The organism is Nocardia sp. NBC_00511, assembly GCF_045161165.1.
Classification (GTDB): domain Bacteria; phylum Actinomycetota; class Actinomycetes; order Mycobacteriales; family Mycobacteriaceae; genus Nocardia.
Genome location: NZ_CP107849.1, coordinates 3,352,067 through 3,378,464, shown reverse-complemented (window position 1 = coordinate 3,378,464; position 26,398 = coordinate 3,352,067). Strand labels below are relative to the sequence as shown.

The 26,398-nt window shown below is 67.1% G+C and carries 26 protein-coding genes; 16 read left to right on the top strand and 10 right to left on the bottom strand.

Annotation, left to right across the window (positions count from 1 at the left end; genetic code table 11):
• The first annotated feature begins 36 nt into the window (after positions 1-36).
• The 5 genes from OG300_RS15965 to OG300_RS15945 are packed head-to-tail and all read left to right on the top strand — an operon-like array spanning position 37 to position 7,653.
• The gene (locus OG300_RS15965) at positions 37-3,702 is read left to right on the top strand and encodes a nitrate reductase subunit alpha (RefSeq protein ID WP_405496637.1); all 3,666 of its coding nucleotides are present in this window, start codon (positions 37-39) and stop codon (positions 3,700-3,702) included.
• Positions 3,702-5,276: a nitrate reductase subunit beta gene (gene narH / locus OG300_RS15960; protein WP_405496635.1), complete on the top strand. Its 1,575-nt coding sequence runs from the start codon at positions 3,702-3,704 to the stop codon at positions 5,274-5,276. The genes OG300_RS15965 and narH overlap by 1 nt, the downstream gene beginning before the upstream one ends.
• Positions 5,276-5,881 (top strand): nitrate reductase molybdenum cofactor assembly chaperone, encoded by a 606-nt coding sequence (gene narJ, locus OG300_RS15955; RefSeq protein ID WP_405496634.1) that lies wholly within the window; start codon positions 5,276-5,278, stop codon positions 5,879-5,881. The genes narH and narJ overlap by 1 nt, the downstream gene beginning before the upstream one ends.
• Complete coding sequence (gene narI, locus OG300_RS15950) at positions 5,878-6,603, top strand: respiratory nitrate reductase subunit gamma (protein WP_405496632.1); 726 nt, start codon at positions 5,878-5,880, stop codon at positions 6,601-6,603. Before narJ ends, narI begins: the two co-directional genes overlap by 4 nt.
• A gap of 9 nt (positions 6,604-6,612) precedes the next feature.
• A complete protein-coding gene (locus tag OG300_RS15945) occupies positions 6,613-7,653 on the top strand; it encodes a hypothetical protein (protein ID WP_405496630.1) in 1,041 nt (346 codons plus the stop codon).
• On the opposite strand, the gene OG300_RS15940 is transcribed toward OG300_RS15945, so the two are convergent.
• The gene (locus tag OG300_RS15940) at positions 7,654-8,706 is read right to left on the bottom strand and encodes an HtaA domain-containing protein (protein ID WP_405496628.1); all 1,053 of its coding nucleotides are present in this window, start codon (positions 8,704-8,706) and stop codon (positions 7,654-7,656) included. It lies immediately after the preceding gene.
• 177 nt (positions 8,707-8,883) lie between these two features.
• Here OG300_RS15940 and OG300_RS15935 point away from each other — a divergent pair, with 177 nt between their 5' ends.
• The 4 genes from OG300_RS15935 to hpnE all read left to right on the top strand — a co-directional run bounded on the left by OG300_RS15935 (position 8,884) and on the right by hpnE (position 14,038).
• Complete coding sequence (locus tag OG300_RS15935) at positions 8,884-9,297, top strand: pyridoxamine 5'-phosphate oxidase family protein (protein ID WP_405496626.1); 414 nt, start codon at positions 8,884-8,886, stop codon at positions 9,295-9,297.
• A 179-nt stretch (positions 9,298-9,476) separates the two neighbouring features.
• Positions 9,477-10,877 carry an amino acid permease gene (locus tag OG300_RS15930; protein ID WP_405496624.1) on the top strand — a complete coding sequence of 467 codons (1,401 nt, stop codon included), beginning with the start codon at positions 9,477-9,479 and terminating at the stop codon, positions 10,875-10,877.
• 18 nt (positions 10,878-10,895) lie between these two features.
• Positions 10,896-12,584, top strand: a complete 1,689-nt coding sequence (locus OG300_RS15925) for an LCP family protein (RefSeq protein WP_405496622.1) — start codon at positions 10,896-10,898, stop codon at positions 12,582-12,584.
• Between the two features lie 71 nt (positions 12,585-12,655).
• Complete coding sequence (gene hpnE / locus OG300_RS15920; RefSeq protein ID WP_405496620.1) at positions 12,656-14,038, top strand: hydroxysqualene dehydroxylase HpnE; 1,383 nt, start codon at positions 12,656-12,658, stop codon at positions 14,036-14,038.
• Here the strand turns inward: hpnE and OG300_RS15915 are convergent, their stop codons facing one another.
• Positions 14,039-14,734, bottom strand: a complete 696-nt coding sequence (locus OG300_RS15915; RefSeq protein ID WP_405496618.1) for a TetR/AcrR family transcriptional regulator — start codon at positions 14,732-14,734, stop codon at positions 14,039-14,041. It lies immediately after the preceding gene.
• A 65-nt stretch (positions 14,735-14,799) separates the two neighbouring features.
• On the opposite strand from OG300_RS15915, the gene OG300_RS15910 reads away from it, so the two are divergent.
• Entirely contained in the window at positions 14,800-15,819 is a 1,020-nt protein-coding gene (locus OG300_RS15910) for an oxygenase MpaB family protein (protein WP_405496616.1), read from the top strand.
• A 15-nt stretch (positions 15,820-15,834) separates the two neighbouring features.
• Positions 15,835-17,166 (top strand): oxygenase MpaB family protein, encoded by a 1,332-nt coding sequence (locus OG300_RS15905; RefSeq protein ID WP_405496614.1) that lies wholly within the window; start codon positions 15,835-15,837, stop codon positions 17,164-17,166.
• Positions 17,167-17,169: 3 nt separating this feature from the next.
• On the opposite strand, the gene OG300_RS15900 is transcribed toward OG300_RS15905, so the two are convergent.
• Positions 17,170-17,520, bottom strand: a complete 351-nt coding sequence (locus tag OG300_RS15900; protein ID WP_405496612.1) for a hypothetical protein — start codon at positions 17,518-17,520, stop codon at positions 17,170-17,172.
• Positions 17,521-17,618: 98 nt separating this feature from the next.
• Positions 17,619-18,368 carry an SDR family oxidoreductase gene (locus OG300_RS15895; protein ID WP_405496610.1) on the bottom strand — a complete coding sequence of 250 codons (750 nt, stop codon included), beginning with the start codon at positions 18,366-18,368 and terminating at the stop codon, positions 17,619-17,621.
• A 58-nt stretch (positions 18,369-18,426) separates the two neighbouring features.
• On the opposite strand from OG300_RS15895, the gene OG300_RS15890 reads away from it, so the two are divergent.
• Positions 18,427-18,747, top strand: a complete 321-nt coding sequence (locus OG300_RS15890; RefSeq protein WP_405496608.1) for a winged helix-turn-helix transcriptional regulator — start codon at positions 18,427-18,429, stop codon at positions 18,745-18,747.
• A gap of 132 nt (positions 18,748-18,879) precedes the next feature.
• Positions 18,880-19,572, top strand: a complete 693-nt coding sequence (locus OG300_RS15885; RefSeq protein WP_405496606.1) for a polysaccharide deacetylase family protein — start codon at positions 18,880-18,882, stop codon at positions 19,570-19,572.
• 9 nt (positions 19,573-19,581) lie between these two features.
• Here the strand turns inward: OG300_RS15885 and OG300_RS15880 are convergent, their stop codons facing one another.
• Positions 19,582-21,588 (bottom strand): APC family permease, encoded by a 2,007-nt coding sequence (locus tag OG300_RS15880; RefSeq protein ID WP_405496604.1) that lies wholly within the window; start codon positions 21,586-21,588, stop codon positions 19,582-19,584.
• A 176-nt stretch (positions 21,589-21,764) separates the two neighbouring features.
• Here OG300_RS15880 and OG300_RS15875 point away from each other — a divergent pair, with 176 nt between their 5' ends.
• Positions 21,765-22,547, top strand: coding sequence for a GntR family transcriptional regulator (locus OG300_RS15875; RefSeq protein ID WP_405496602.1), 783 nt, complete (start codon positions 21,765-21,767; stop codon positions 22,545-22,547).
• 54 nt (positions 22,548-22,601) lie between these two features.
• On the opposite strand, the gene OG300_RS15870 is transcribed toward OG300_RS15875, so the two are convergent.
• Positions 22,602-22,895, bottom strand: a complete 294-nt coding sequence (locus tag OG300_RS15870; protein ID WP_405496600.1) for a hypothetical protein — start codon at positions 22,893-22,895, stop codon at positions 22,602-22,604.
• 134 nt (positions 22,896-23,029) lie between these two features.
• On the bottom strand, positions 23,030-23,206 hold the full coding sequence (locus OG300_RS15865) for a hypothetical protein (RefSeq protein ID WP_405496598.1): 177 nt from the start codon (positions 23,204-23,206) through the stop codon (positions 23,030-23,032).
• 382 nt (positions 23,207-23,588) lie between these two features.
• Here OG300_RS15865 and OG300_RS15860 point away from each other — a divergent pair, with 382 nt between their 5' ends.
• Complete coding sequence (locus OG300_RS15860; RefSeq protein WP_405496596.1) at positions 23,589-23,819, top strand: DUF397 domain-containing protein; 231 nt, start codon at positions 23,589-23,591, stop codon at positions 23,817-23,819.
• Between the two features lie 86 nt (positions 23,820-23,905).
• On the top strand, positions 23,906-24,793 hold the full coding sequence (locus OG300_RS15855; RefSeq protein ID WP_405496594.1) for a helix-turn-helix domain-containing protein: 888 nt from the start codon (positions 23,906-23,908) through the stop codon (positions 24,791-24,793).
• A gap of 211 nt (positions 24,794-25,004) precedes the next feature.
• Here OG300_RS15855 and OG300_RS15850 read toward each other — a convergent pair whose 3' ends face one another.
• The 3 genes from OG300_RS15850 to OG300_RS15840 all read right to left on the bottom strand — a co-directional run bounded on the left by OG300_RS15850 (position 25,005) and on the right by OG300_RS15840 (position 26,379).
• Positions 25,005-25,253, bottom strand: coding sequence for a hypothetical protein (locus OG300_RS15850; protein ID WP_033089065.1), 249 nt, complete (start codon positions 25,251-25,253; stop codon positions 25,005-25,007).
• 311 nt (positions 25,254-25,564) lie between these two features.
• A complete protein-coding gene (locus OG300_RS15845; RefSeq protein WP_405496592.1) occupies positions 25,565-25,810 on the bottom strand; it encodes a hypothetical protein in 246 nt (81 codons plus the stop codon).
• Positions 25,811-25,812: 2 nt separating this feature from the next.
• Positions 25,813-26,379, bottom strand: a complete 567-nt coding sequence (locus tag OG300_RS15840; RefSeq protein WP_405496590.1) for a hypothetical protein — start codon at positions 26,377-26,379, stop codon at positions 25,813-25,815.
• Between the last annotated feature and the right edge of the window lie 19 nt (positions 26,380-26,398).

Here is a 26,398-nt window from a genome sequence, read left to right as displayed (position 1 = left end):
CTGTGCCGCGAGTTCCCGGGAAGACAGGACGAGATGATGACCGAAGCCGACGCACTTCTGCTGCGGACCGGGAAATTCCTCCGGCGTGCCGAAGTGTCCGAAGATCTGCGCAGCATCCGTCATGAGGGCGGGCGCGAGGGCGACAGGTTCTATCGGGATCGGTGGAGTCACGACAAGGTGGTGCACTCGACGCACGGGGTGAACTGCACCGGCTCGTGCCGGTGGAAGGTGTACGTCAAGGACGGCATCATCACCTGGGAGACCCAGGCCACCGACTATCCCTCGGTCGGGCCCGACAGCCCCGAGTACGAGCCGCGCGGCTGCCCGCGCGGCGCGGCCTTCTCCTGGTACACGTATTCGCCGACCCGTGTGCGGTATCCGTACATTCGTGGCGTCCTGCTGGAGATGTACCGGGAAGCCAAGCGCCGCACCGGAGATCCCGTGCTGGCCTGGGCCGACCTCCAGAACGATCCCGAGCGCCGTCGCCGCTACCAGCAGGCCAGGGGCAAGGGCGGCTTGGTGCGCGCCACCTGGGACGAGGTCGTCGAGATCATTTCGGCGGCGCACGTGCACACCATCAAGGAGTACGGCCCGGATCGCATCGCGGGCTTCTCGCCGATTCCGGCGATGTCGATGGTGTCGCATGCGGCGGGCGCGCGGTTCATGGGTTTGATCGGCGCGCCGATGCTGTCGTTCTACGACTGGTACGCCGATCTGCCGATCGCGTCGCCGCAGGTGTTCGGCGATCAGACCGACGTCCCGGAGTCCGGAGACTGGTGGGACGCCGCATATCTCATCATGTGGGGCTCCAACGTTCCCGTCACCCGCACTCCCGACGCGCACTGGATGACCGAGGCGCGTTACCGCGGCCAGAAGGTGGTCGCCGTCGCCCCCGACTACGCCGACAACGCCAAATTCGCCGACGAATGGCTGCATCCGCACCCGGGCACCGACGGCGCGCTGGCCCTGGCCATGGGGCAGGTGATCCTGCGCGAGTTCTTCATCGACCGTCAGGTCCCGTTCTTCACCGACTACGTCAAACGCTTCACCGACCTGCCGTTCCTGGTGACCCTCAGCGAGCGAGACGGTGCGTACGTGCCGCACAAGTTCCTGCGTGCCGCCGACCTCGGCGATACCGAGGAGGGCGCGGAGTGGAAAACCGTTGTGCTGGACGAGAACACCGACGCACCAGCCATCCCGGGCGGTTCGCTGGGCTTCCGCTGGTCGGACTCCGGCAAGGGCAAGTGGAACCTCGACCTCGACGGCATCGAGCCGAAACTGTCGCTGCACCAAAATGATTCGGCGTCCGTGCCAGTGCTGCTGCCGCGCTTCGACACCGAGGGCGGCGTGCACGGTCAGGGCCGGGGGAGCACCATCGCCCGCGGAGTCCCGGTGCGGCGCATGGGCTCCGGCGGACCGCTGGTCACCACCGTCTTCGATCTGCTGCTCGCCCAGTACGGCGTCGAACGCGAAGGACTGCCCGGCGAGTGGCCCAGCGGTTACGACGACGCCGATTCCCCGGGCACCCCGGCCTGGCAGGAATCGCACACCTCGGTGCCCGCCGCGACCTGCGTGAAGATCGCCCGCGAATTCGCGACCACCGCCGAGAAGTCCCAGGGCCGCTGCATGATCCTGATGGGCGCGGGCACCAACCACTGGTTCCACTCCGAAACCATCTACCGCGCCTTCCTCGCCCTGTTGCAACTGACCGGCTGTCAGGGGCGCAACGGCGGCGGCTGGGGTCATTATGTCGGCCAGGAGAAGGTGCGCCCGTTCACCGGCTGGTCCACCCTCGCGGGTGCGACCGACTGGGTCCGCCCACCGCGTCAAATGATCGGCGCGGGTTACTGGTTCGTGCACACCGACCAGTGGCGCTACGACCAGTTCGACGCCGACGTGCTGGCCTCCCCGCTGGGCGAAGGCCGCTTCGCGGGCATGACCGCCATGGACTGCCTCGCTCAATCGGCGCGCCTGGGCTGGACCCCGTCGTACCCGACCTTCGACCGCAACCCCCTCGACCTCGCCGACGCCGACGATCCGGTGGCCGCCGCGACCGAGCAGATCCGTTCCGGCGAAATGAAATTCGCGTGGGAAGATCCCGACGCGCCGGAGAACTGGCCGCGCGTGCTGACGCTGTGGCGCGCCAACCTGCTCGGCTCCTCGGCCAAGGGCGCGGAGTACTTCAGCAAGCACCTGCTGGGCACGCACTCATCGGTGTCGGCCGCCGAGGCACCGGAGAACGCGCGACCCCGCGACATCACCTGGCACGAGGACGCCCCCGAGGGCAAGCTGGATCTGCTTGTCTCCATGGACTTCCGGATGACGTCCTCGACCATGCTCTCGGACATCACGCTGCCCGCCGCCACCTGGTACGAGAAGCACGACCTGTCGTCCACCGACATGCACCCGTTCGTGCACTCCTTCACCCCGGCGATCGATCCGCCGTGGCAGGCGCGCACCGACTTCGAAGCGTTCAGGGCCATCGCGCACCGGTTCAGCGAACTGGCCGCCGATCATCTCGGCGTCCGTAAAGACCTGGTCGCCACCGCATTACAGCACGACACCCCCGGTGAGATGGCGCAGCCCGGCGGCGTGGTCGCCGACTGGCGCGACGGCGACTGCCCGGCGGTCCCGGGACAGACGCTGCCCACGCTGACCGTCGTCGAACGCGACTACACCGCTGTCGGAGCGAAATTCGAGGCGCTGGGCCCGCTGGTCGAGGAACTCGGTCTGCCGGTCAAGGGCATCGCGCTGCGACCTGACGAAGAGGTCGAGCGGCTCAAAGCCCTCAACGGCACTGTCCTCGGTGGTCCCGCCGACGGCCGGCCCCGGCTGGACACCGCGGTCAAGGCGGCCAACACCATCCTGGCGCTGTCGGGAACCACCAACGGCCGCTTGGCGACCCAGGGCTTCCACACCCTCGAGCAGCGCACCGGCCAGCCGATGGCCGAGCTGGCTTCCGAACACGAGGGCAAACGCATCACCTACGCCGACACCCAGGCCGCTCCGGTCCCGGTCATCACCTCGCCGGAGTGGTCGGGCAGTGAGTCCGGTGGCCGCCGCTACACCGCGTTCACGCTCAACACCGAACACCTCAAGCCGTGGCACACGCTGACCGGCCGCCAGCACTTCTTCATCGATCACGACTGGATGCACGAACTCGGCGAAGCACTGCCGGTGTACCGCCCGCCGCTGGACATGCACCGGCTCTTCGGTGAGCTCGCGCTCGGCCCCGACGGCGACCGGCAGGTGACGGTCCGCTACCTGACCCCGCACAACAAGTGGTCGATTCACTCGCAGTACCAGGACAACCTGTTCATGCTCTCGCTCACCCGTGGCGGACAAGTGGTCTGGATGTCGCCGCAGGACGCGGCCGCGATCGGTGTCGCCGACAACGATTGGATCGAGGCGGTCAACCGCAACGGTGTGGTGGTGGCGCGCGCCATCGTCTCGCACCGCATGCCCGAGGGCACCGTGTACATGAACCACGCGCAGGAACGCACCGTGCACGTCCCGAAATCCGAGGCCACCGGCAAGCGCGGCGGCATCCACAATTCGCTGACCCGGCTGCTGCTCAAACCCACCCACCTCATCGGCGGCTACGCCCAATTGTGCTGGGGCTTCAACTATTACGGTCCGACCGGCAACCAGCGTGACGAGGTCACGGTCATTCGCCGCCGCGCACAGGAGGTGCAGTTCTGATGAGACCGATGGCCCAGATCGCGATGGTGATGAACCTCGACAAGTGCATCGGCTGTCACACCTGCTCGGTCACCTGCAAGCAGGTGTGGACCAACCGCACCGGCATGGAATACGCCTGGTTCAACAATGTCGAGACCCGTCCCGGCCTCGGATACCCACGCGCACACGAGGATCAGGAGAAGTGGCGCGGCGGTTGGGAACTCGACAGGCGTGGACGGCTGAAGCTCAAGGCCGGTGGCAGGCTGCGCAAGTTGGCCACCCTGTTCGCCAATCCGACCCTGCCGCAACTCGCCGACTACTACGAACCCTGGACCTACGACTACCGGATGCTGACCGAAGCCCCACTGGGCGACGACTATCCGGTCGCGCAGGCCCACTCGGCGCTCACCGGCAAACCGATGACGATCCAGTGGAGCGCCAACTGGGACGACAACCTCGGCGGCGCCACCGAACACGGCGACGACGACCCCATGGTGCGCAAGACCCGCGAAAAGGTCTCCGACGCCATCAAATTCACCTTCGAGCAGACGTTCATGTTCTATCTGCCGCGCGTCTGCGAACACTGCCTCAACCCGGCCTGCGTCGCCTCCTGCCCGTCCGGCGCGATCTACAAGCGCAGCGAGGACGGCATCGTGCTGGTCGACCAGGACGCCTGCCGCGGCTGGCGGATGTGCGTGACGGGCTGCCCGTACAAGAAGGTGTTCTTCAACCATCACACCGGCAAGGCCGAGAAGTGCACCTTCTGCTACCCGCGCATCGAAGCCGGACAACCGACCGTGTGCTCGGAGACCTGTGTGGGACGCATGCGCTACCTGGGTGTGCTGCTCTACGACGCCGACAAGGTCGCCGCGGCGGCCGCGACCGCGGCTGAAAAAGATCTCTACGCAGCGCAATTGGATGCTTTCCTGGATCCGGAGGATCCCGAGGTGCGTCGTGCCGCCGAACTCGCGGGCATCAGCGCCGAATGGATCTCCGCCGCGCGCCGCTCCCCGGTGCACGCGCTGATCAGCAAGTACCGCGTGGCGCTGCCGCTGCATCCGGAATACCGGACCATGCCGATGGTCTGGTACATCCCACCGCTGTCGCCGGTCGTCGACGCGCTCTCGGAGACCGGGTTCGACGGTGAGGACGCCGGCAACCTCTTCGGCGCGATCGATTCGCTGCGCATCCCGGTGCAGTACCTCGCGGAACTGTTCACCGCCGGTGATGTCGTGCCGGTGCGCGCGGCACTGGCCAAGCTCGCCGCCATGCGCTCGTATCAGCGTGACATCAACCTCGGCGACGCCCCGGACGAGTCGATCGCGGCCGCCGTCGGCATGACCGGTGCGGAGCTCACCGCCATGTTCCGGCTGCTCGGCATCGCGAAATACGAAGACCGGTACGTCGTTCCGACCGCGGCGACCGGCGAGGCTCGGGCCCTGGACGCGACGTTCGACGACGGATGCAGCCTCGACTTCCAGGGCGGACCCGGATTCGGCGGCGCCGGTCCGGAATGGGCGAGTCCCGGCCGTAAGACGTTGCCGCTGAGCCCGATCGAATCGTTGCATCCCGCGTCGACCGGTCAGGAGCGGTGATGGCGGCGACCCGACCGGCGCTGTATCAGGCCGCCGCGCACTGCCTCGACTATCCCGACGCCGACTTCCTCGAACGGCTTCCGCTGCTGCGTGAATGCGCGCCGGAGCTGCGGCCGTTCCTCGACTACGCCGCCTCGGTCGAGCTGGCGGAGCTGGCCCGCAACTACGTGTCCTGCTTCGACTTCCGCAAACGCCACTGCCTGCACCTGACCTGGTGGATGGACGGCGACACCCGCAGGCGCGGTGAGTCCCTGGTCGCGATCAAACAGGCGTTCCGGGACCACGGCCTCGAGTTGCAGACCGGCGAACTGCCCGACTACCTGCCCGCCATCCTCGAATTCGCCGCTGCCACCGGCTCGATCGATCTGCTCGTCGAGCACCGCCCCGGCCTGGAACTGCTGCGCCTGGCGCTCGTCGAACAGCACGACCCGTACGCGAACGTGCTGCAGGCGGTCTGCGCCACCCTGCCCGGCGCGTCGCCGAAGGATCAGGCCGCCGCCCGCGCCCTGGCCCGCTCGGGTCCACGCAGCGAAACAGTCGGCGTCGCACCCTACGGGCACCTGGATCTGCTGCCCATCCTCACCACGACCGGAGACCGGCGATGAACGTATTCCTCTGGGGCGCACTGCCCTACATCACCGTCGGGCTGCTGGTCGCGGGCCTGTACTGGCGGTACCGCTACGACAAGTACGGCTGGACCACCCGCTCCTCGGAGCTGCACGAATCCAAGCTGCTCAGCGTCGCGTCGCCGATGTTCCACTACGGCATCATGTTCGTGTTCGTCGGGCACATCATGGGTTTGCTCGTCCCGGCCTCCTGGACCGACGCGGCGGGACTGGGCGACCATACCTACCACCTGCTTTCGCTCTTCGGCGGTACCGCGGCCGGAATTCTGGCGGTGGTCGGGATCGGGCTGCTGATCTACCGTCGCCGCCGCAACACCGCCGTGCACCGGGCGACCACGCGTGGCGACAAGGTCATGTATGTGTTCCTGGTGGCCGCCATGCTGATGGGAATGTGGGCCAAGCTCGCCAACGCCTCGCTCGGTTCCGGTTACGACTACCGTGCCACCATCGCGCCGTGGACGCGCGGGGTGCTGACCCTACAGCCGGAACCCGCTCTGATGCAGGGCGTTCCGGTCACTTTCCAGGTGCACATCCTGTTCGGGATGGCGTTGATCGCGTTGATTCCGTACACGCGGCTGGTGCACATGTTCAGCGCGCCCATTCAGTACCTGTTCCGGCCGTACATCGTCTACCGCTCGCGTGACACCCGTCAGCTCGGGACGCGCGAGGAGCGGCGCGGCTGGGAACGCACCGGGGTCTGACGCGAAACCATGCCGGGCATCACCGAATCGGGCACTGTCGGAGTTGATCATGAAGCGGCCGGGCAACTCTCACCGCGCCGCACCTCGCCCATTCAGGGACGGCCGCCGCTGATCTGGCCGGTAGCGCAGGCGGTGGTGTTCATCGCGTTCGCGGCGGTGGTCGTACTGCTGTTCGCGCGACCCGAAACCGGGCTGACGCTGCTGTTCGGGATCGCGATACCGCTACTGCCGCTGACCTTCCTGATCGCGCCGGGACTGTGGCGCAATGTCTGCCCGCTGGCGAGCGCGAATCAACTGCCGCGCACACTGCGGATCAGCCGCCGCCTGCATCCGCCGAAATGGCTGTACTCCTACGGGTATCCGATCGCGATGGCGCTGTTCTTCGGGCTGGTCTGCGCGCGCCCGGCGGGCCTGGACCGCAACGGGCCGGTCATGGGCGCGGTGCTGCTGGTCGTCCTGCTCGCGGCGTTCATCGGCGGCCTGGCTTTCAAAGGCAAGAGCGGCTGGTGCAGCACGGTCTGCCCACTGTTGCCGCTCGAACGTGCTTACGGGCGAACGCCTTTGATCACCTTCGGCAACGCGCACTGCCGACCGTGCCTGGGCTGCACCAAGAACTGCTACGACCGCAAACCGGCGAACGCCTACACCGCCGACCTGAGCGATCGCGCCCGCTCCTGGCGCGTGCCGCGAGAGCTGTTCGCGGCCGTCCTGCCCGGATTCGTGGTGGGGTTCTTCACCATTGCAACCCACGCGGGCCAGCCCCTGGCTGGGCGGTATCTCGGATTCGGGCTCTGTGTGCTGGCCGGTGTCGCACTGTTCGGCGCGCTGTCGACATTCGCGTCCACCACGACCCTCACCGCCGTCTACACCGGTGTCGCGCTGAACCTCTTCTACTGGTTCGGCGGACCGGTCTTCACCGCCGCCCTCGCGCGGATCCTCGGGGTGAACGTGGACTGGCTGCGCTGGCCGCTCAGCGCGACGGTCCTGGCCGCCACCGTGTGGTGGGCGAGCAGGACCGCGGGCGTGAACCGGCGGGTATCGCGCCGGTGATCAGTATCGGAAGCTGATCGGCGCGCCCGGCTGAGCGGCATAGGGCTGCAACGACATCGGCGACAGCGTCGGCTCGAAGGTCACCGGCACCTGCGACCACTCCGTGCGGCCCGGCTGCGCGGCGGCGTCCAGCTGCGCCAACCGAACCCGCCGCAACGAATCCGCGCCGATGGTGTCGGAGGTGGAAGTCTCGGCGGTGAGCCAGGTTCCGGAGTCGGTGAACTCGATCCACGGGTTCGCGATGGCGATCTCACCGAGGTGGAAGCGGGTCGAGGCGACCGCCGTGCCCCGGTACTTGATCGTGCCCTTGCCGGTCGACGGATCGACTGCGGCGGAATCGAATTCGAAGTTCAGCGCTTTGTCGCGGACCGCCGCGCCACCCGAGCCGGACAGCGTGCCCGACAGTGGGCCGGTCACCGTGTCGGCGAAACCGGCGGCGACCGGCCACACCAGATCGGCCGCGGACGGCTTCGGGGTATTGACGCCGGGGGCCGGATCGAAACGCACCGTGGTGGCGAGCTCCTGGCTCGCGTTGACCGCCTCGGCGGCACCGTAGGTGTACACCCCGTACACGCCGTCGGCGGGCATCTTCGCGGGCTTGGCGACCTCCAGCGTCGCGGTGAAGGTGCCGTCACCGGCCAGCGGGATCCACTGCTTGCGGACCGTGCGCTGCAGATCGAGGGGAGCCTGCGGAATGCGCTGCAGCGCGGACTCGCTCAGGACCCACGCGGTATCGGCGCGAGCCAGCCCGCGCGCGGCGGTCGGCGCGCCCTCCGAGGGCCGCCACTGCGGCGAGAACGCGCCGAAGGTGACGAAAGTGCCGTGCGGGACGCCCGGCGGCACCGGCACCGGCAGCCCGCCGGTATTGGCGGCGGGATCGAATCCCTTGCCGCGCACCACGATCCGATCCCCTGGATGCACCACGGCGGCGCCCAGCGGGGTGACGCCGTCGGCGGCGAACAGCTCGATCGACGGGTTCGCTTCGGCGGCCGCGGCCGGAAGCGCCTGCACCAGGCCCAGTCCCGTCCCGGCGGCCACGACCAGCGGGATCACCGATAGCCGACTCCGTGCGAACCCTCGCGATGCAATCTCCATACCGCCACGGTAAGGCAACCCTAAATCACACTCGTCGCGGGGGTATTTCCGCAACCGGCCCCGATGCTGGGAGTGAACCATGGGTCCCGGCAAGGCAATTGGCGAAATCGGGATGAATCGACCACAATCGAAAGTATGGGCGGCGTAGGGGCACGAAAGCTGCGCGAGCTCTCGGCTGCCGATGCACTGAAACGGCTGGCGAGCTCGCAATTCGGGCGAATTGTGTACTCGCGACGCGGTCTACCGATCATCCGGCCTGTCAACCACATCGTCGAAGAGGACATCGTGGTGGTGCGGGCGCATCTGGGCGCAAGCCTGTTGCGGGGCGACGGTCAGGTCGTCGCCTACGAGGCCGACTCCTTCGACGAGCACACCCGGCAGGGCTGGAGTGTCATCGTCACCGGCGTCGCGCGGGTGGTCACCGACCCCGAACAGGTCTCGCGCTACGAGACGCTGCTCGACCCGTGGATCAACCTGCCGATGGACCACGTCATCCGGATCGAGACCGAGATCGTCACCGGCCTCGAGCTGGTCGACGACGAGGGCTGATCCGACTTCGGGATTCCCACCCACGGTTGCCGCTGACTGTGATCTGAAATACCACTGCGGTAGCGTGACACGCCGATGTACCGAGCCCGGCAACCCGCCGGCTAGCTCGGCGCGGCCCGGGTACCTCCACCATGCGCGACCACGAGCCCCCGCGGCCGCTCGCACGTGGAAGGAACTGCATGACAGCCTCGGAAAGGCAGCTACCGGACACCGGTGCCGCACCCGCGGACGAGGGGTACGCGCGCGGTCTCTCACCGCGCACCATCCAGATGATCGCCATCGGCGGCGCGATCGGCACCGGCCTGTTCTACGGCGCGGGCGGCGCGATCGCACAGGCCGGGCCCGCGCTCATCCTCTGCTATCTGGCCGCCGGCCTCGCCATCTTCGTCATCATGCGGGCACTGGGCGAACTGCTCACCTACCGCCCGGTGACCGGCAGCTTCGCCGAGTACGCCAACGAATTCCTGGGCCGATTCGCCGGATTCGCGACCGGCTGGACCTACTGGGCGGTGTGGGTGGCGACCTGCATGGCCGAGATCACCGTGGCCGGCAAGTACGTGCAGTACTGGTTCGACATCCCGCAGTGGGTGACCGCGCTGGTGGTGCTCGGCGTGATGTTCCTGGCCAACCTGATCTCGGTGCGGATGTTCGGCGAGGGCGAATTCTGGTTCTCCACAATCAAGGTCACCGCCATCGTCGCCATGATCCTGATCGGCATCGGCGTGCTGATCTTCGGTTTCGGGCATGCCACCAACCCGACGGTGAGCAATCTGTGGAACGACGGGGGCGTGTTCCCCAACGGCACCGGGCAGGCCCTGCTGGCGTTGCAGATCGTGGTGTTCGCCTATGTCGGTGTCGAACTGGTCGGCGTGACCGCGGGTGAGGCCCGCGATCCGAAGCGCACGCTGCGCAAGGCCATCAACACGCTGCCGTTCCGCATCGGGCTGTTCTACGTGGGCGCGCTCATCGTGATCATGTCGGTGTCGAGCTGGCGCACCTTCCACGCCGGCCGCAGCCCGTTCGTGGAAGTGTTCGAGCAGATCGGGATTCCCGGTGCGGCGGCCATCATCAACTTCGTGCTGCTGACCGCGGCGCTGTCGTCGTGCAACTCGGGCATCTACTCCACCGGGCGCATGCTGCGCAGCCTCGCGCAGCGTGACGAGGCCCCGGCGAAGCTGGCCACGCTGAGTCGCCGCTCGGTGCCCGCGGCGGGCATCGCGGTCTCGGCCGCGGTCATGGTGATCGGCGTCGGCGTCAACTACTTCTCGCCGGACAAGGCGTTCGCGTACATCACCTCGGTGTCGACCATGGGCATCATCTTCGTGTGGGGCGTCATCCTGGTCTGCCACCTGATGTACCGGGCCCGGGTCGCGCGCGGCGCGCTGCCCGCCAGCGATTACCGACTACCCGGCGCACCTGTGACAACCTGGCTCGCATTGGCCTTCCTGGGTCTGGTCGTGGTGCTGCTGTTCTTCAACGAGGCCGGTCGAACGGCCCTGGTCGTGGGCCTGGTGTGGGGTGCGCTGGTGTGCGTGGGCTACCCGGTGCTTTCCCGCAAGCGCTCGGGAAGCACTGCATAGCAGCTACTCTCGGTGGGCATGACGCACGCACGAGGACGACGAGCCAGACCGTCGCCCGCGTACGACCCCGAGACGGTGCCGCTACGCCCGGCCCGGCCGCGAGCCAGACCGCCCGCCGCCGGTCGCCCCAGAGGCCGCCCGAAACGGCGGGCGCACGGGGCGCTGGTGGCGGGCCGGACCGCGATCGCACTGATCGCGGTGGCGGTGCTGGCCCTGACCGGCACCGCCTGGCGCAAATATCACGTGGAGATCAGCGGCATCACCACCTCCGATGCCATCGCCGACGGACCCAAATCCACCGGCAAGACCCAGAACATCCTCATCATGGGGCTCGACAGCCGCCTCGATGAGCACGGCAATCCGCTGCCGCAGGAAATGTACGACGCCCTGCACGCCGGAGACGACAGCGAAGGCGGATTCAACGCCAATGTGCTGATCCTGGTTCACATTCCGGGCGACGGCTCGAAGGCCACCGCCCTGTCCATTCCCCGCGACGACTACGTGAGCCTCGACTCCGCGTCCTGCACCGGATCCACCTCGTGCAAGGGAAAGATCAAGCAGGCCTACGGTTTCGCGTACGCGGCGGCCAAGGACAAGCTCGGCGCCGCCGGGGTGAAGGATCCGCAGACCCTCGATCAGAAGGCTCGCGACGCGGGCCGCAAGGCCGAAAGCAACACGGTCAGCAAGTTTCTCGGCGATGTGCCCATCGACCACTTCTTCGAGGTCACCCTCGCCGCTTTCTTCCAGATCGCCGAGAACGTGCAGCCGATCACGGTGTGCCTCAACGAGGACACCAGCGACAGCTACTCGGGCGCGAATTTCAAGAAGGGCAAGCAGGAGATCGACGCCTCGCAGGCGATGGCCTTCGTGCGGCAGCGCCGCGACCCGGATCAGCCGCTGTTCACCGACCTCGACCGCACGCGGCGCCAGCAGGCGTTCATCGTGTCGCTGGCCCGGCAGCTACAGGACGGCGGAACCCTCAGCAGCCCCACCAAATTGCGCGGCCTGCTCGATATCGCCAAGCAGAACACCGCCATCGACAGCGGACTGGATCCGCTGCAGTTCGCGCAGCGGGCCTCGAGCCTGATGAACGACGGACTGTCGCTGTTCACGTTGCCGGTCAAGGACTTCGGCACCGACGACGCGGGCGAATCCATCAATATCGTGGATACCGCCGAGATTCGATCCATCGTGCACAACCTGCTGAACCCCGGTGACAGCGACGGCTCCGCGACGACCACACCGACCGCCACCGGTATCCCCGGCACCTCGGGGGTGTCGATCGACGTGGTGAATTCCTCCGGCGGCACCGGCCTCGCGGCGCGTCTCGAAGCCGCCCTGACCGCACAGGGATTCACCCAGGGACAGGCCACCACGGGCAGCGTGCGCGCGGCCAGCACCCTCAGCTACGGCACCGGTGCGGAAACGGCCGCGACCGCGCTGGCCACCCAGCTCGGGCTGACCGCGACCGCGTCGAGTGCGGTGTCACCGCAGACGGTGAAACTCACCGCGGGCACCGACGCCGCGACCGGGCCGATCGCGGATCTCGCCGCCGCCCAACCGGATTCGACCGACACCGCCGCCACGACGCCCACCGTCACCACCACCCCGCCCGCACCGGTCTCGGCCACCGCGCCGGGCTCGAACGCACCGGCGGCCACCGACCTCTCGCAGATGGACACCGGCGGGATCCCCTGTGTGAGGTAACGGGATTCGGACATATCGGCCGGGAGTCGGGCGTAACTTCCTTGGTGAAGGTTCCGGCTCGAGGGGCGCGCATGAACGATCCGCGACGGTATGTGGTCATCGGTGGGGGACTGGCCGGACTGGCCTCGGCGGTCTGGCTGGCCGAAGCCGGAAAGCAGGTCACGCTTTTGGAGCGGCGCGGGCGACTCGGCGGGCGCACGCACGCGCTCGAGGTCGCACCGCTGCGCGATCTGGCCGACAACGGGCAGCACGTCATCGCCACCGGATATCACCATCTGTTCCGGTATCTGAGCAGCGTCGGCACCCGGCAGTACGTGAGCTTCCCGCATCAGGGCGTACTGCGCTGGCCCGGCGGCCGCACGGCACGCATGGGCACCAAGGGATTACCCGTGCTGAAGGCGCTGTTCGGGGCGCATCCCGACGCCAGTACCGCTGACCGGCTACGCGCCGCGGTCGCTACCGCACGGCTGGGCTGGCAGTGCTTCGACCAGCCCGCCGACCTCGCCGATCTGACGACCGACCAGTGGCTGCGACGACTGGGCATGCCCGAGACCGCGCGGGAAGCGCTGTGGGACTGGCTGGCCCTGGGCATCGCCGCCGAACCCGTGCGCCAGGAATCGGCCAAGGTGTTCGCCGACGTGCTGGCGACCGGAATCCGGTTGGGCGTCAAGCATCGCCGGCCGGTCTCCATCGGCTACCCGACCACCGACCTCGACACCCTGTTCGTGTCCGGGGCGCAGCGGGTCTTCGAAAGACACGGCGTCACAGTGAAATACCGGGCGGTGGCGCGGCGCATCCGCATCGAGGACGGCACTGTCACCGGCGTCGTACTGGCCGACGGTGATATCGAACCCGCCGACGCGGTGGTGTGCGCGGTACCCAACTCCTACATCGGCGGCCTGCTCGACGATCTGCCCGAACACGACCGGATCTATTCCGCCGCGGACAAACTCGGGTACACGCCCATCGTCAGCACCAACCTCTACCTCGACCGGCCACTCGGCACCGAGGGCGCGATGGAGGCGCTGATCGGCGGCGCGGGCATCATCGACGAGGTCTTCGACCGCCAGCGCATGCACGGGCGCGGCACCCTCAACGGCTGGCTCTACTGCCTGACCACCAGCGCCGCCTACGAACAGGTGCACAAACCCGGGCACGAGATCGTCGAGGAGCAGATGGCGCTGCTGCGGCGCTACTACCCCGACGCCGCCGACGCCAAAATCGTGCACGCGCAGGTGGTTCCGATGCCGCGCGCCACCTTCTCCCAGGTCGTCGGCACCGACGGGCTGCGGCCCGGACAGGCCACCTCGGTGCCCACCCTGGTGCTGGCGGGGGATTGGACGCGCACCGACTGGTCGGCGACCATGGAGAGCGCGGCCCAGAGTGCCGCGCGCGCCGTGGAACTGCTGCTGGCGCTGCCCGTGCCCCGGGTCGTCACCGGGCCCTCGGTCTGATCACTCGCGTTCGGCTCGCGCCTGCGGGCGGAAGAAGTTGAGGATCAGCCGGGTGATGTCGGCCAGGAAGCGCTCGCGGGGAATCGGCGGGCCGTCCAGCAGATAGCGGATGGTCAGGTGCTCGACCACCCGCACCAGCATCCAGGCCGCGGCATCGGTGTCCACGTCCGGTGGCGCGGAATAGCGGCCCATCGACAGCGTGAGCCGGGCCAGCTCGCCGATCTGCTGCTCGAAGGCCTGCACCGGACCGCCCACCGACAGCCGCGGCGTCTGCTCGACCACCGCGCGCAACAGCTCACGATCATTGCCGAGGGCATCGAGGAGATCCGAGATCGTCTCCGGGACAGCCACTTCCGGGGCCGCGCCGATATTCGCCAGCACCCGGGCGCGCACCCGCTCGGCGACGGTGCTGGTGTAGCGCTCGATCACCGCGGCGACCACCGCGTCCTTGTTCGGGAAGTACTGATACAGCGAGCCGGGGCTGATCCCGGCGGCCGTCGCGATGCGATTGGTGGACGCGCCGTCGTAGCCGTGCGCGATCAGCACCCGCTGCCCGGCATCGACGATCCGCGACACCATGGCGCGGGAGCGATCCTGCTGCGGGGTACGACGCGGGGGAGCGGGCGCGCGACGCGGCACCGACGCCGGTTTCGGTGTCGTAGCAGCGGTTTTCGGGGTGCGAGGTTGCGATGTCATGGCGATCCGGTGGAGGTTTCGAATGCGAATTGAAGGCGAGCGATGATTCGTGTCAGCGTGGGCTCATGGTGTCACAAGGCGCAACGGCGCGCGAGCGTCACAGTGAACCCGCACCCCTGGGTCCGGACTCGCTGACCTGGAAAACCTTCGGCTCGCTGTACTTCCTGCCCAGCGCGCTGTTCGTCGGCATGGTGCAGAACATGCACCCGGGACTCGGCGCGGGCGTCGAATTCCACTCCGGGCTGGAACAGGAGTTCTATCAACGGATCCTGCGTTCGCTGTACCCGATCTACGGGGTGGTGTTCGACGGCGACCGGGCCGCCGAGACCGCGCGCGAGATCGTCGGATACCACCGGACCATCAAAGGCGTCGATGCGCGGGGGCGGCGATATCACGCCCTCGACCCCGGCACCTTCTACTGGGCGCACGCGGTGTTCTTCATGCAGAACCTGCGCGCCGCAGACCTCTTCATGGGCGGGCTGAACGAGGCACAGCGCGAACAACTCTGGCGTGAGCACTACCGGTGGTACGAGCTGTACGGGATGAGCATGCGGGTGGTGCCGCCCAGTTGGCCCGCCTTCCAACGGTATTGGCGCGACATGTGCCGCGACACCCTCGAATCGACCAAGGCGGCGCGCGATGTGTTCCACCTCGTCGAAACCGTGTCCGTGCCGCCTTTCCCGCTGGTGCGGCAGCTGCCGGAACCGCTGTGGGAACACCTGATCCGGCCCGCGGGCGGACGGTTCTATCAATTCGTCACCATCGGCATGTGCGATCCGGAGATCCGCCGCACCATGGGATTCACCTGGAGCACCCGGGATCAAGCGCGATTCGACCGCCTGTGCCGGACACTGTCGGCCGCGAACGCGGTGACACCCGACGGCCTGAAGTACTTCTTCCCGCGCATCCACGCCGCCCGCCGCCGCATCGCCGGGAAACGCCCGGCCTGGCTGCCGCCGCCGGAAGCACCCGAAATGCTGTGGCCCGCACCCGAACAGCGCGACGACCCCAAGCACTACTGCCCCGTCCACGCCCGCCGCCCGGGTGGATCCGTCGCCGGATTCCGCCAGCTGACCGGCTACTGACCGAACAGGATCGACATGCTGCCCACCGCCGCGAAGCATCCCAACGACTACTACTACCGCCCCGGCCTGCCGCTGCGCCCGCCACCCGCGCGCGCCGTGCCCTCCGACCTGTGGTTCGAACCGCGAAAGGCCATGCTGGGACCGTGGATCGACGTGCGACCCGAACCCGTCGACACCCCGCGCACCCGGCTGATGGCCGACCACCTCTGGCAGGGCGACGAACCGATGGACGCGGTGGTCGCGGCATTCGGGCGCATGCGCGCTCCGGGTGGACGCCGCATGCTCGACCAGGCCCTCGCACACGGCATCGACAGTCTCGACGACCCGCTGCCCGAACTGGTGAATCTCTTCGCGCTGCTGGACAATCCGCCGGACTGGTACGACCCCGACCTGTGGGAATACGGGCGGCAGCGGTGGATCAACGTATCCCTCGCCGGGAAGATGGCGATGGGGGTGCAGGACTTCATGGGGACCTTCGTCGGCGCGGAGGTCGCCTCGGCGGTCGGGCGCACCGGGCGCTTCGTGAAAGACCCGTATCGGCGCGGACTCGAATCCTCGGTCTGGTTCCGCAGTGTCACCGCACCGCGGGCGCTGGAACGCACCAATCCGATCTTCCACGACACCGTGCGGGTGCGGCTCATGCACGCCCAGGTGCGAGCCATGCTCCGGCGCAGCTGGGGCGACGAGCATTTCGCGCAGCACGGCAACCCGATCTCCAACGCCACCACCATGGGCGCGGCCGTCACCTTCGGACTGTCGCCGATGTGCTTCGACCACGTGCACGGACGGCGCGGCAGCACACGACAATTCGATGCGGTCATGCACTACTGGGCGTACATCGCCTACGTGTTCGGAGTGGCGGAGGAACTGATCCCGCGCTCGGCCGCCGAGGGCATGGAACAGGCCGACTACATGGTGGCCACCGCCGGGGTCGCCCCGCAGTGGACCGCCACCATGGCCGGTGCCGCCACTCGCCGCTTCACCTCGGCGACCCCGGCCGGACGACTCCAGATCGCGGCCACCGCACCATTACTCGGGGCGCTCGCGTATTACAGCAGCGAACCCCTGGTGCGCACACTGTTCGCGGACACCGCACTGAAATCGGTCCCGCTGCGCCCCTTCTCCGCACTGGTCGGCCTCGCCGCCGGGACCGAGGTGAAGGTCCGCGCCCTCGACGACCGCCTGCCCGGGGCGCGCACTCGAATGATCCGGCGCGCCCGGCACATCGACCCCATGTGGGACCGCAACACCCGCATCGCCCGCTACCTCGCCGCCCGCGTCGGCATCCGCACGACGCCGTTCGACCAGCACGACACCACCGCCGAGCAGACCCGCTGCCCGATCTGAGGGTCAGCCCTGCGTGCCCGCGATACTCAGGTACACCACCATCACCGTGAACAGGAACCAGCCCGCGCCCTGCCAGATCGGCCAGGCCCGACCCGCCCGGAACGCCCGGTACGCCAGGACGAACGCACCCACGCCCCCGGCCAGCAGCACCAGGCCCGGCCCCAATCCGACCACCAGTCGCGCGGTCGTATCGCAGACCATGCCGTCGGCATTCAGACAACGCTGCCGGGCCGCCGCCCAGGTCAGCACGATCGCGGCGACCACACCGGCGGCCATCAGCACGCTCACCGCGTAGATCACGGCGTGCCGCAGCATCGATGGATCGTTCCAGCGTTTCTCGACGTCATTGACCATGCCCGCACCTCCTCGCCACACTCGGCGGATACCCCCGTCGCGCCGATACCACCATGGTCGTCCTGTCCGGGAGCCGCCGCCACGCCGATCGCGGTCGCCTATCCCGCTGCCACGTAGTCGCGGCCGCCGACATAGACGGTGTCGCCCAGCGCCGCGGCCACGGTGGTGGCGTCGGCGACCGCCGTGGCGAACTCCTCGACGGTCGGCAGCTCACCGTGATCGCGGCGAGCGGTCACCGCGTCCGGATCCCGCCGCTCGAGCAATCGCACGATGATGGTCCCGTCAATCATGTCCCCGGACACCACGACGAAACCCACACCGCCGCTCTCGAATTCAGCGCTCATGGTCCGCAGCGCGTCCTCACCGGCCCGCTTGCTCGCCGCGATCTGCTCATAGCCGGGCGGCACCGCGCGGGTCGCCGAGAAATGCGCCTGATGACTGGTGACGAACACGATCCGCCCGCCGACCGGCAGGTGGGGGAGCGCGAGCGCGGTCAGCCGGGTCTGCGCGTCGCGATTCAGCGCCATCGCGTACCCGGGCGCGGCATCGCGCTCGAGCCCGCCGGAAGCATTGAGCACCAGCACATCCAGCCGTCCGAACTCCGCGACCACACCGTCCACGAGCGCCTTCGAGCTACTCGGATCCGCGATATCCGCACCCGCCACCGACGCACTCCCGCCCGCCGCCACGATCTCGGCCACCAGTACCTCGGCCCGCCTGCGCTTCTCCCGATAGTTCACCACCACGTGATCCCCGCGCGCTGCCAGCACCCGCGCCGTCTCCGCCCCGATACCCCGGGAAGCCCCGGTGATCAACACGATCCGTTGATCCGCACCGCTCGCCGTCATCAATAACTCCGTCCGCCGAACCACTTCTAATCCAGAAGCACTACTCTGATGCTTCGAAATGAGAAGCGCAAGCGAACCACCGCCCACCCCACCCAGATCCGCCCCCGCGCACGCCGCGATGGAGCTGCTCGGCCAACGCTGGATGCTGCGCGTCATCTGGGAACTCGACGCCACCCCCCTTGGCTTCCTGGAACTGCGCCGCCGCATGGACAACTGCTCGTCGAGCATGCTGTCGGTCCGCCTGCAACGTCTCGTCGAAGCGGGCATCGCCGCCAAACTCCCCGACAAGTCCTACGAACTCACCACCGCCGGAAAAGAACTCGCGCAGGCCCTCACCCCGATCTGGGAATGGTCCGAACGCTGGAGCGGCTGCTCCTAGTCCGCTCGCCCCTCGAGTTGGCCACCGCTGGAACGCAATTGGTGCAGAGGACTCGGCGCGGTCCACCTGGGAACCGGAGATCGGTCGGATACGGTGCACACCGCCGGGGGACTCCGACGACCGTAGGACGGTATGAAGCGCAAGTTGATCATGGTGGTGGTCGCGCTGCTGTTGATCGCGACCGGGTTGTACGTGCTGATGAATTCGCGCACCTATCAGGTGGCCGGGCGGATCGTGGCGCGGGTGAAGACCGACGAGAGAGTGGTGGCGCTGACGCTCGACGACGGGCCTTCGGAGAGAACACCGGACATTCTGAAAACCCTTGCCGACGCGGATATTCCGGCCACCTTCTACCTGATCGGCAATGAACTCGCCGATCGGCCCGACGACGGCCGTGCCATCGCCGAGGCGGGGCACGAGATCGGCAATCACACCTATCACCATCGGCGGATGGTGTTCGTGACCCCGGGGTTCGTGCGCGACGAGATCGAGAGCACCGACGCCGAGATCGCCAAGACCGGATACCAGGGGCCGGTCACGTTCCGGCCGCCCAACGGCAAGAAGCTCTTCGCGCTGCCGCTGTATCTCTACAGCCACGATCGCGTCACCGTCACCTGGGATGTGGAACCGGATTCCGGCAAGTCGCCGAGCACCGACGAGATCGTCGCCGACACCGTCGAGAATGTGCGGCCGGGCTCGATCATCCTGCTGCACACCATGTATGACAGCGGCGCACCGTCACTGGCCGCGATCCCGCGCATCGCGCAGGCGCTCAAGGATCAGGGCTATCGCTTCGTCACGGTGTCCCAGCTGCTCGCGCTCTGAGGATCGAGGTCACGCGGCATCACCGGGTCCGGAGATGCCGCGGCGGACCTCACCGGCCGTGTGCTCGAAGCGCAGCGGATCACGACCCCGCGAGGAATGCAGCTGCCACGGCACACTGGTCACCATGACGCCCGGCTCGAACAGCAGCCGGGCCTTCAACCGCAGCGAACTCTGGTTGTGCAGCAGGTTCTCCCACCAGCGGCCCACCACGTACTCGGGGATGAAGATGCTGACCACATCGCGCGGGCGCGACTTGCGCTGCCGCTTGATCTCCTCGAGCACCGGCCGGGTGACCTCGCGGTAGGGCGACTCGATGACCTTGAGCGGAATCCCCACCTGGTTGTTGTCCCAGTCGGCGGCCAGCCGCCGGGTGTCGTCGTCATCGACGTTCACGGTGACCGCGGTCAGTGTGTCGGGCCGGGTCGCCCGCGCGAACTGCACCGCCCGCTGGGTCGCCTTGTGCCAGCCCGACACCAGCACCAGCGCGTGCACCCGGCCGGGCAGCGTCACCAGATCGTCCGGATCGATGGACAATTCGGCCCGCACCGAGGTGTAGTGGCGGTGGATCGACCACATCAGCCCGACCAGGATCGGCATCGCGATCACCACCAGGTACGCGCCGTGGGTGAACTTGGTGATCAGCACGACCACCAGCACCACCCCGGTGAAGCACGCGCCGAAGGCATTGATCGCGCGCGCCCGGTGAATGTGCAAGCGCTCCTTGGTGGTTTCCGCCGCCCGCAGCGCCTTGTTCCAATGCCGCACCATGCCCGTCTGGCACAGCGTGAACGAGGTGAACACACCCAGGATGTAGAGCTGGATCAGACGGGTGGTGGATCCGTCGAAGGCGTAGATCAACACCCCGGCCACCACCGACAGCAGGATGATGCCGTTGGAGAACGCCAGCCGGTCCCCGCGGGTGTGCAGCTGCCGTGGCATGTAGCGGCGCTGCGCGAGAATCGAATTCAGCAGCGGGAAACCGTTGTAGGCGGTATTGGCGGCCAGGATCAGGATCAGCGCCGTGGTCACCATCAGGTAGTAGAAGGCCACGCTGTGCCCGCCGAACACCGCCGCCGAGATCTGCGCGATCACCGTCTTCTGCGCGTCGGTGTGGCAGTCGCCGGGGAATCCGATGATGTCGCAGGTGTTCTCGACCACCCGGGTCTTGGTGATCATGGCCAGCGCGGTGACCCCGGCGAACATGGCGATCGCGATGACACCCATCGCGGTCATGGTCCGAGCGGCATTGAGCGCCTTGGGCTTGCGGAACGCGGGCACCCCGTTCGAGATGGCCTCCGCACCGGTGAGCGCGGTACAGCCGGAGGAGAAGGCGCGCAGCAGCAGGAACGCCAGCCCCGCGGTCGACAGCCCGACCTGCTCGGCGTGGATCTGGAAGTGCGCGCTCTCCGCGACCGGCGCGTGCCCGAACGCTGTCTGACCCAGCCCGACCACGATCATCACGAACACGCCGACCACGAAACCGTAGGTCGGCACCGCGAAGGCCCGTCCCGACTCGCGGACCCCGCGCAGATTCATCGCGGTCAGGAACACGATGAACCCCAGATTGATGGCCACCCGATACGGATTCAGATCCGGCACCGCGGACACGATGTTGTCCACCCCCGCGGCCACCGACACCGCCACGGTCATCACATAGTCGACCAGCAGCGCGGCCGCGACCACCAATCCCGGCAGCGCCCCGAGGTTCTCGGCCACCACCTCGTAGGAACCGCCGCCGGAGGGATAGGCCTGCACCACCTGGCGATACGACAGTGCCACCACCGCGAGCAGCACCACCACCCCGCCCGCCACGATCGGCGTCAGATGCAGATACGCCAGCCCGCCGAGCGTCAGGATGAGCAGAATCTCCTGAGTCGCGTAGGCGACCGACGACAATGGGTCACTGGCGAAGATGGGCAGTGCCAGGCGCTTGGGCAGTAACGTCTCGCCCAGCCGATCGCTGCGAAACGGACGCCCCAGGACCAGTCGTTTTGCGACGTCGATCGGTGAAACCACGGTGGTCGAGCGTAGGCGGGAAATCCGCAACCAGCCGAAACGCGCACCGTATGGATTTCGTAAAGAAACCCAAATGACGAGAGTTCGTGCTGTGGGCGCCGAGACTTGTGCAGTTGATCCAACAACCACCTAGACTGTCTGGGACGTGAACAAAGATTTTGTGGGAAGGTGACACGATGGGAGACCGGACGGTAGTCGCCGACGTTGCCGATGAGCTGGCACGTCGAGTGGCATCCGGGGAGTACGAGCCCGGTGGTCTGATGCCGTCCGTCCGCCAGGTCGCCGAGGAATTCGACCTGAATCGTGCGACGGCGCAACTGATTCTGGGACGGCTGGAGTCCTACGGCTTCGTGGACGCCTACCGCGGCAAGGGCTTCGTGATCCGCGATGTGCGGTCCGAGGGCGGCGTGGACGTGTACCGGCGGCTGTTCCGGCTGTCGATGCCCGCGCCGGAGATCGCTGCGGAGATGTTCGGCAATATCGTCGACGAGGAGCGCGGCATCGCGCTCGACGCACTGCTGGCATACACCGGCAGCGATCGGGCGCTCGACCCCGCCGACCTCAAGGACGACATCGACGAGCTGGAAACGCTTGCGCGCGGGGCGAATCCGGATCCGCACCGGATGCTGAGCATCGAGCTGGGCCTGCTGCGCCGACTGCTCACCGCACTCGGACATTCGGTACAGCGCGCGGTGCTCAACTCCATCGGCGAGATGATCCTCGAGGTGCCGGAGGCCGTGCAGGCCTACTTCGCGGTCTCGCCGGATCTGCATGTGCTGGTGTGGCGGGCGCTGGTCGCCGTCTGGGAATCCGACGGCGGGCCGAGTCAAGCGCAGCTGGCGCTGTTCGAGGACCTCTTCGGCATGTACCACCAGAAGGTGCTGGCCCGCTTCGAGGAGCTGGTGGGCGTCGACCTCGCGGCCGAGGAAGTTCCGGCTCCGCACGCGGCCACCGCGTAGAGGGGGATGCGGCTACCGGGCGGGAATCCGTCAAGGCAGGTAGCCGAAATCCCGTTACTGTCCGATCACCGCGTTCATGATGGTGCCCGCGCTGGTCGCGATGATGCCGCCGATGAGTGCGCCGGCCACCTGCTTCGGCGCCTGCAGCGCGCTGCCGCTCCACTTCTCCCACGCGAACCGGCCACCGGCGTAGACGATGGCCAGCACCCCGGACAGCAGTACGAACCAGGTGAAGTATCGAACCAGGCGTAGCAGCTTGTCCGCGAGTGGCGGCGTCTCCGGGGTCGGATTGAAGATCTGAGCGTGCTGGATCTGCAGTAGCAGATCGTGAGTGGCAGTAAGGATCATCCGGTGCTCTTCCACGCGACGGCTCTTCCCCTATCCGGGGTACTCGCCGTAGGTGGGTCGCGCAAGCGGCAACCGGCGCGAGCGTGGCGGCAAACGTGATTGCCGCGCAAGCGAACTCGCGTACCGGTCGGTCCTCAGTCCACGTCGTTGTCGGCCGATAAGTACGCTATGGCCGCCAGGTACTGCCGACAGGCGAAGTGCTGATCGTGGGCGCGCAGGATGGTGCGGGCCCGGCGGTAGGTGAGATTGCGTGGTTCGACCGCGCAGTCGTCACCGGAGAGATCGGTGGAGCGGGCGAGCATCTGTGTCATTGGATGCCTCTGGCCGATGGAATGGTGCTCCGAGTTTAGGAGTCTGCACGGTGCAGATGCAAGTACATCTGCACGCTCGAACATCCCGTGTTGCGGCCGGATTCCGCCGTCACGTGACTATTCGGACGGGCGCTTCGGGAGCAATCGGACGAACAGGACCGACTAGCCGGGATTGTCTGTAATTCTTCGCAACTTCGCCAGGGGTTTTGCGACAACAAGATCAAAGCTGTTGTGTTGCAAAGGATGTGCCCATTTGTGCCATCGATGCCGGGCAATCTGCGTGCTATCGTTCAGCTTGCGGTTGCAACTGTAAGTACATCTGGTCGAACATTTGCAAGTACCCGGACGACCGTCTGCGGGCGGTACTGGCAAGGAGTCTGAAATGTCTGATATCTCGGCAATCTCGCTCGATCGCTCGAACCTGTTGTGGCGCAAGAGCACCTACAGCAACCCCAGTGGTAACTGCGTTGAGCTGGCTCCGCTCGCCGATGGGCAGGTGGCGGTGCGCAACTCGCGCGACCCCGAAGGATCCCTGATCGTGTACACCCGTCCCGAGATCGACGCGTTTCTGCAAGGCGCGAAGAGCGGAGAATTCGACGACCTCGCGCGCTGAGCGGTAGCATTGGCAATCGGCGCGGTGGTTCGCGACTAGCCGTTGTGAGTCCACTGCCGGCAAACCCGAGCATCGGAGTGGACCCCATGATCGCAGAACCCGTTGCCCACGGTCGGGCGGATTCCGCTGTCGCCGAACGTGGTCCGACTGCACTGCGTATCGCGGTCGGAAGTCAGCTACGGAAGCTGAGGGAAAGTCGCGGCATCACCAGGGAAGCCGCGGGTGAACACATCCGCGGATCCCATGCCAAGATCAGTCGCCTGGAACTCGGGCGAACCGGATTCAAGGAGCGCGACATCCGGGATCTGTTGGCGCTGTACGGCGTTACCGATCCCGGTGAGCTCGAGCAGTTCCTCGACCTGGTGCACAAGGCCAATCAGCCCGGCTGGTGGCACCGATACAGCGATCTGCTGCCGCAGTGGTTCGAGACCTATCTCGGACTCGAGCACGCGGCCAAATCGATTCGTACCTATGAGGGTCAGCTCGTACCGGGTCTGCTGCAGACCCCGGACTACGCGCGCTCCATCGTTGCCCTCGGGCACGATGCGGACGCCGAACGCCGCGTGTCGCTGCGCAGGCGTCGGCAGGAGCTACTCACCCGCGACGGCGCACCCAGCTTCTGGGCCGTCCTCGACGAGTCGGTGCTGCACCGGCCCATCGGCGGCTCGGGTGTGCTGCGCGGTCAGCTCGAGCACCTGATCGACATGTCCAAGCTGCCCAACGTGACCATCCAGATTCTGCCGTACGCGGCGGGTGGCCATGCGGCAGCGGGCAGTTCGTTCACGATGCTGCGTTTCGCGGAGGCGGAGCTTCCGGACATCGTGTATCTGGAGCAGTTGACCAGTGCGCTGTATCTGGATCGCCGCCAGGATCTGGAGCTCTACCGGCAGGTGATGGATCAGCTGAGTGTGCAGGCGGAGGCGCCGGAGCGCTCCCGCAAACGTCTCGCGGAGATTGCCGCGGAACTGCACTGAGCCAGCGGCACAACTGAAGCATCGGCAAGACTGAGGCATCAGCAAGGCGGACTCACCACCGTGGGTCCGCCTTGAATGCTGTGCGGGTAATGCTTAGTTGAGCAGGGATCGAAAGGGTATGTGCGCCAGAGTAATCGGCCGGAACATGAATAAGGGGCCCCCAAAGGGGCCCCTATCAGTCCACCGTCAATGCGTCGGCGGGCGTGCCGGGTTACTGCCTGATGAAACTGGAGGCAATACGCCAGAACGCCTCCGGTTGCATGGTGTGCAGATCCCAGTCGTTCACCATGGCATGTGCCGTGGTGACGATCCGCTCGATGTCGAAATCATACCGAGTGGCCGCTCCAGTGGATTCGACCTGGCGGATAACGAAAGCGGTAGCCGTTTCTCGGGAATAGGTTTGCTCCGGCTGACTTCTGTCGGCAAACCCGAGTCGGCTGAGGTTGATTGGCTGATTCATTCGAACGCCCCTGACGCCAGGCCGACGGCTAACCGTGGGCGAAGAATCGCCGGTGATTCACCGCTCGGCTCTCTGGTTGTCCCCTTATTGGTGCCTTGCACCGATGAGTCTATGACCGTGCATTGCGCAGATGCAAGTACATCTGCAACCTCGAATTCGCAGCGTCAGAGTGAATTTCGGGATGCTATAAGTTTGCGAAACGATGGTTGGCGAAAGGTTGGAACCCGCGATCAGCGGACCTACCGGGTAATTCCGAACGAAACTTCTGGTCGCGCCGCGTTGTGGTGATTTATCCAGGTATTTGCGGGAGATCAAACCCAGCCGCTGGAAGCCGCTCCACGGGCCTTCGCAGCTTTGACCCGGTGATGTTCGTCGATCATGAGAGCGATCCCGAAGCGTAGGCACAGCAGCGCGGCGAGGGCACACAGGGCGCTCCAGGTGAGTTCGCCGTAGCCGACCATCGTCAAAGTCAAAGCCATCGCGACGATTCCGGCGGCCGTCAGAATCGGTCCGGGTTGATTGTGCGTGTCATCGACGACGCTGGGGGCAGCCGGCATATTCAAGATCCTTTCTGCGCGGTGATACCGGGGTCGTCCAGCAGCCCGAGAAAGGCGCGGGCGTAGGGCGAGGCGGCCGTCTCGGCATGCACCCGTGGCCAATCCACCTGGGCCCGTAATTCCCGTGCGATGTGCAGCAGCCGGGTGAAATCGACCCGGTGCGGATCGAGCACCAGCAGTTCCCCGATGAGCAGATCGGCGACCGTCACCACCGGCGCCTCGATCCGCCCGACAGGTAGTCGATCGGCGCGGGCCAGCAACTCCGCGCTCACCTCCTGCCCATTGGGGCGGAAGAGCAGATCGACCCGGACATCGCGGTCGTAGAGCAGGATTCGGCTCTCGTCGGCCGCGTCCGGTGCGCGCAGCCCGGTCCCGAGCAGCGCGGCCCGTGCCCGCGGTGCGTCAGCCGGGCGCAGCAGCACCTGGACGGCCGAGTAGCCGTCCGGCAGTGGCCCGCCGCGGGCATAGACCGCACAGGCGCCGCCGACGGCGCCCGGAATGTCATTGGCCAGTAGCGTTTTCACCACGGAGGAGAGGGTGTCGAGCTGGCGGCCGATGGTGCGGACCATTGGGATGGCTTACCCGTCT

What these genes read in the sequence shown, in the direction of transcription:
- OG300_RS15930 (WP_405496624.1), top strand. Translation starts at nt 9,477, where the DNA reads ATGACAGCCTCGGAAAGGCAGCTACCGGACACCGGTGCCGCACCCGCG.
- OG300_RS15900 (WP_405496612.1), bottom strand. Translation starts at nt 17,520, where the DNA reads ATGGTCAATGACGTCGAGAAACGCTGGAACGATCCATCGATGCTGCGG.
- OG300_RS15850 (WP_033089065.1), bottom strand. Translation starts at nt 25,253, where the DNA reads ATGAATCAGCCAATCAACCTCAGCCGACTCGGGTTTGCCGACAGAAGT.
- OG300_RS15885 (WP_405496606.1), top strand. Translation starts at nt 18,880, where the DNA reads ATGAAGCGCAAGTTGATCATGGTGGTGGTCGCGCTGCTGTTGATCGCG.
- OG300_RS15875 (WP_405496602.1), top strand. Translation starts at nt 21,765, where the DNA reads ATGGGAGACCGGACGGTAGTCGCCGACGTTGCCGATGAGCTGGCACGT.
- OG300_RS15895 (WP_405496610.1), bottom strand. Translation starts at nt 18,368, where the DNA reads ATGACGGCGAGCGGTGCGGATCAACGGATCGTGTTGATCACCGGGGCT.
- hpnE (WP_405496620.1), top strand. Translation starts at nt 12,656, where the DNA reads ATGAACGATCCGCGACGGTATGTGGTCATCGGTGGGGGACTGGCCGGA.
- OG300_RS15915 (WP_405496618.1), bottom strand. Translation starts at nt 14,734, where the DNA reads ATGACATCGCAACCTCGCACCCCGAAAACCGCTGCTACGACACCGAAA.
- OG300_RS15860 (WP_405496596.1), top strand. Translation starts at nt 23,589, where the DNA reads ATGTCTGATATCTCGGCAATCTCGCTCGATCGCTCGAACCTGTTGTGG.
- OG300_RS15855 (WP_405496594.1), top strand. Translation starts at nt 23,906, where the DNA reads ATGATCGCAGAACCCGTTGCCCACGGTCGGGCGGATTCCGCTGTCGCC.
- OG300_RS15905 (WP_405496614.1), top strand. Translation starts at nt 15,835, where the DNA reads ATGCTGCCCACCGCCGCGAAGCATCCCAACGACTACTACTACCGCCCC.
- OG300_RS15840 (WP_405496590.1), bottom strand. Translation starts at nt 26,379, where the DNA reads ATGGTCCGCACCATCGGCCGCCAGCTCGACACCCTCTCCTCCGTGGTG.
- narH (WP_405496635.1), top strand. Translation starts at nt 3,702, where the DNA reads ATGAGACCGATGGCCCAGATCGCGATGGTGATGAACCTCGACAAGTGC.
- OG300_RS15890 (WP_405496608.1), top strand. Translation starts at nt 18,427, where the DNA reads ATGAGAAGCGCAAGCGAACCACCGCCCACCCCACCCAGATCCGCCCCC.
- OG300_RS15935 (WP_405496626.1), top strand. Translation starts at nt 8,884, where the DNA reads ATGGGCGGCGTAGGGGCACGAAAGCTGCGCGAGCTCTCGGCTGCCGAT.
- OG300_RS15845 (WP_405496592.1), bottom strand. Translation starts at nt 25,810, where the DNA reads ATGCCGGCTGCCCCCAGCGTCGTCGATGACACGCACAATCAACCCGGA.
- OG300_RS15945 (WP_405496630.1), top strand. Translation starts at nt 6,613, where the DNA reads ATGCCGGGCATCACCGAATCGGGCACTGTCGGAGTTGATCATGAAGCG.
- OG300_RS15870 (WP_405496600.1), bottom strand. Translation starts at nt 22,895, where the DNA reads ATGATCCTTACTGCCACTCACGATCTGCTACTGCAGATCCAGCACGCT.
- narJ (WP_405496634.1), top strand. Translation starts at nt 5,276, where the DNA reads ATGGCGGCGACCCGACCGGCGCTGTATCAGGCCGCCGCGCACTGCCTC.
- narI (WP_405496632.1), top strand. Translation starts at nt 5,878, where the DNA reads ATGAACGTATTCCTCTGGGGCGCACTGCCCTACATCACCGTCGGGCTG.
- OG300_RS15910 (WP_405496616.1), top strand. Translation starts at nt 14,800, where the DNA reads ATGGTGTCACAAGGCGCAACGGCGCGCGAGCGTCACAGTGAACCCGCA.
- OG300_RS15925 (WP_405496622.1), top strand. Translation starts at nt 10,896, where the DNA reads ATGACGCACGCACGAGGACGACGAGCCAGACCGTCGCCCGCGTACGAC.
- OG300_RS15965 (WP_405496637.1), top strand. Translation starts at nt 37, where the DNA reads ATGACCGAAGCCGACGCACTTCTGCTGCGGACCGGGAAATTCCTCCGG.
- OG300_RS15865 (WP_405496598.1), bottom strand. Translation starts at nt 23,206, where the DNA reads ATGACACAGATGCTCGCCCGCTCCACCGATCTCTCCGGTGACGACTGC.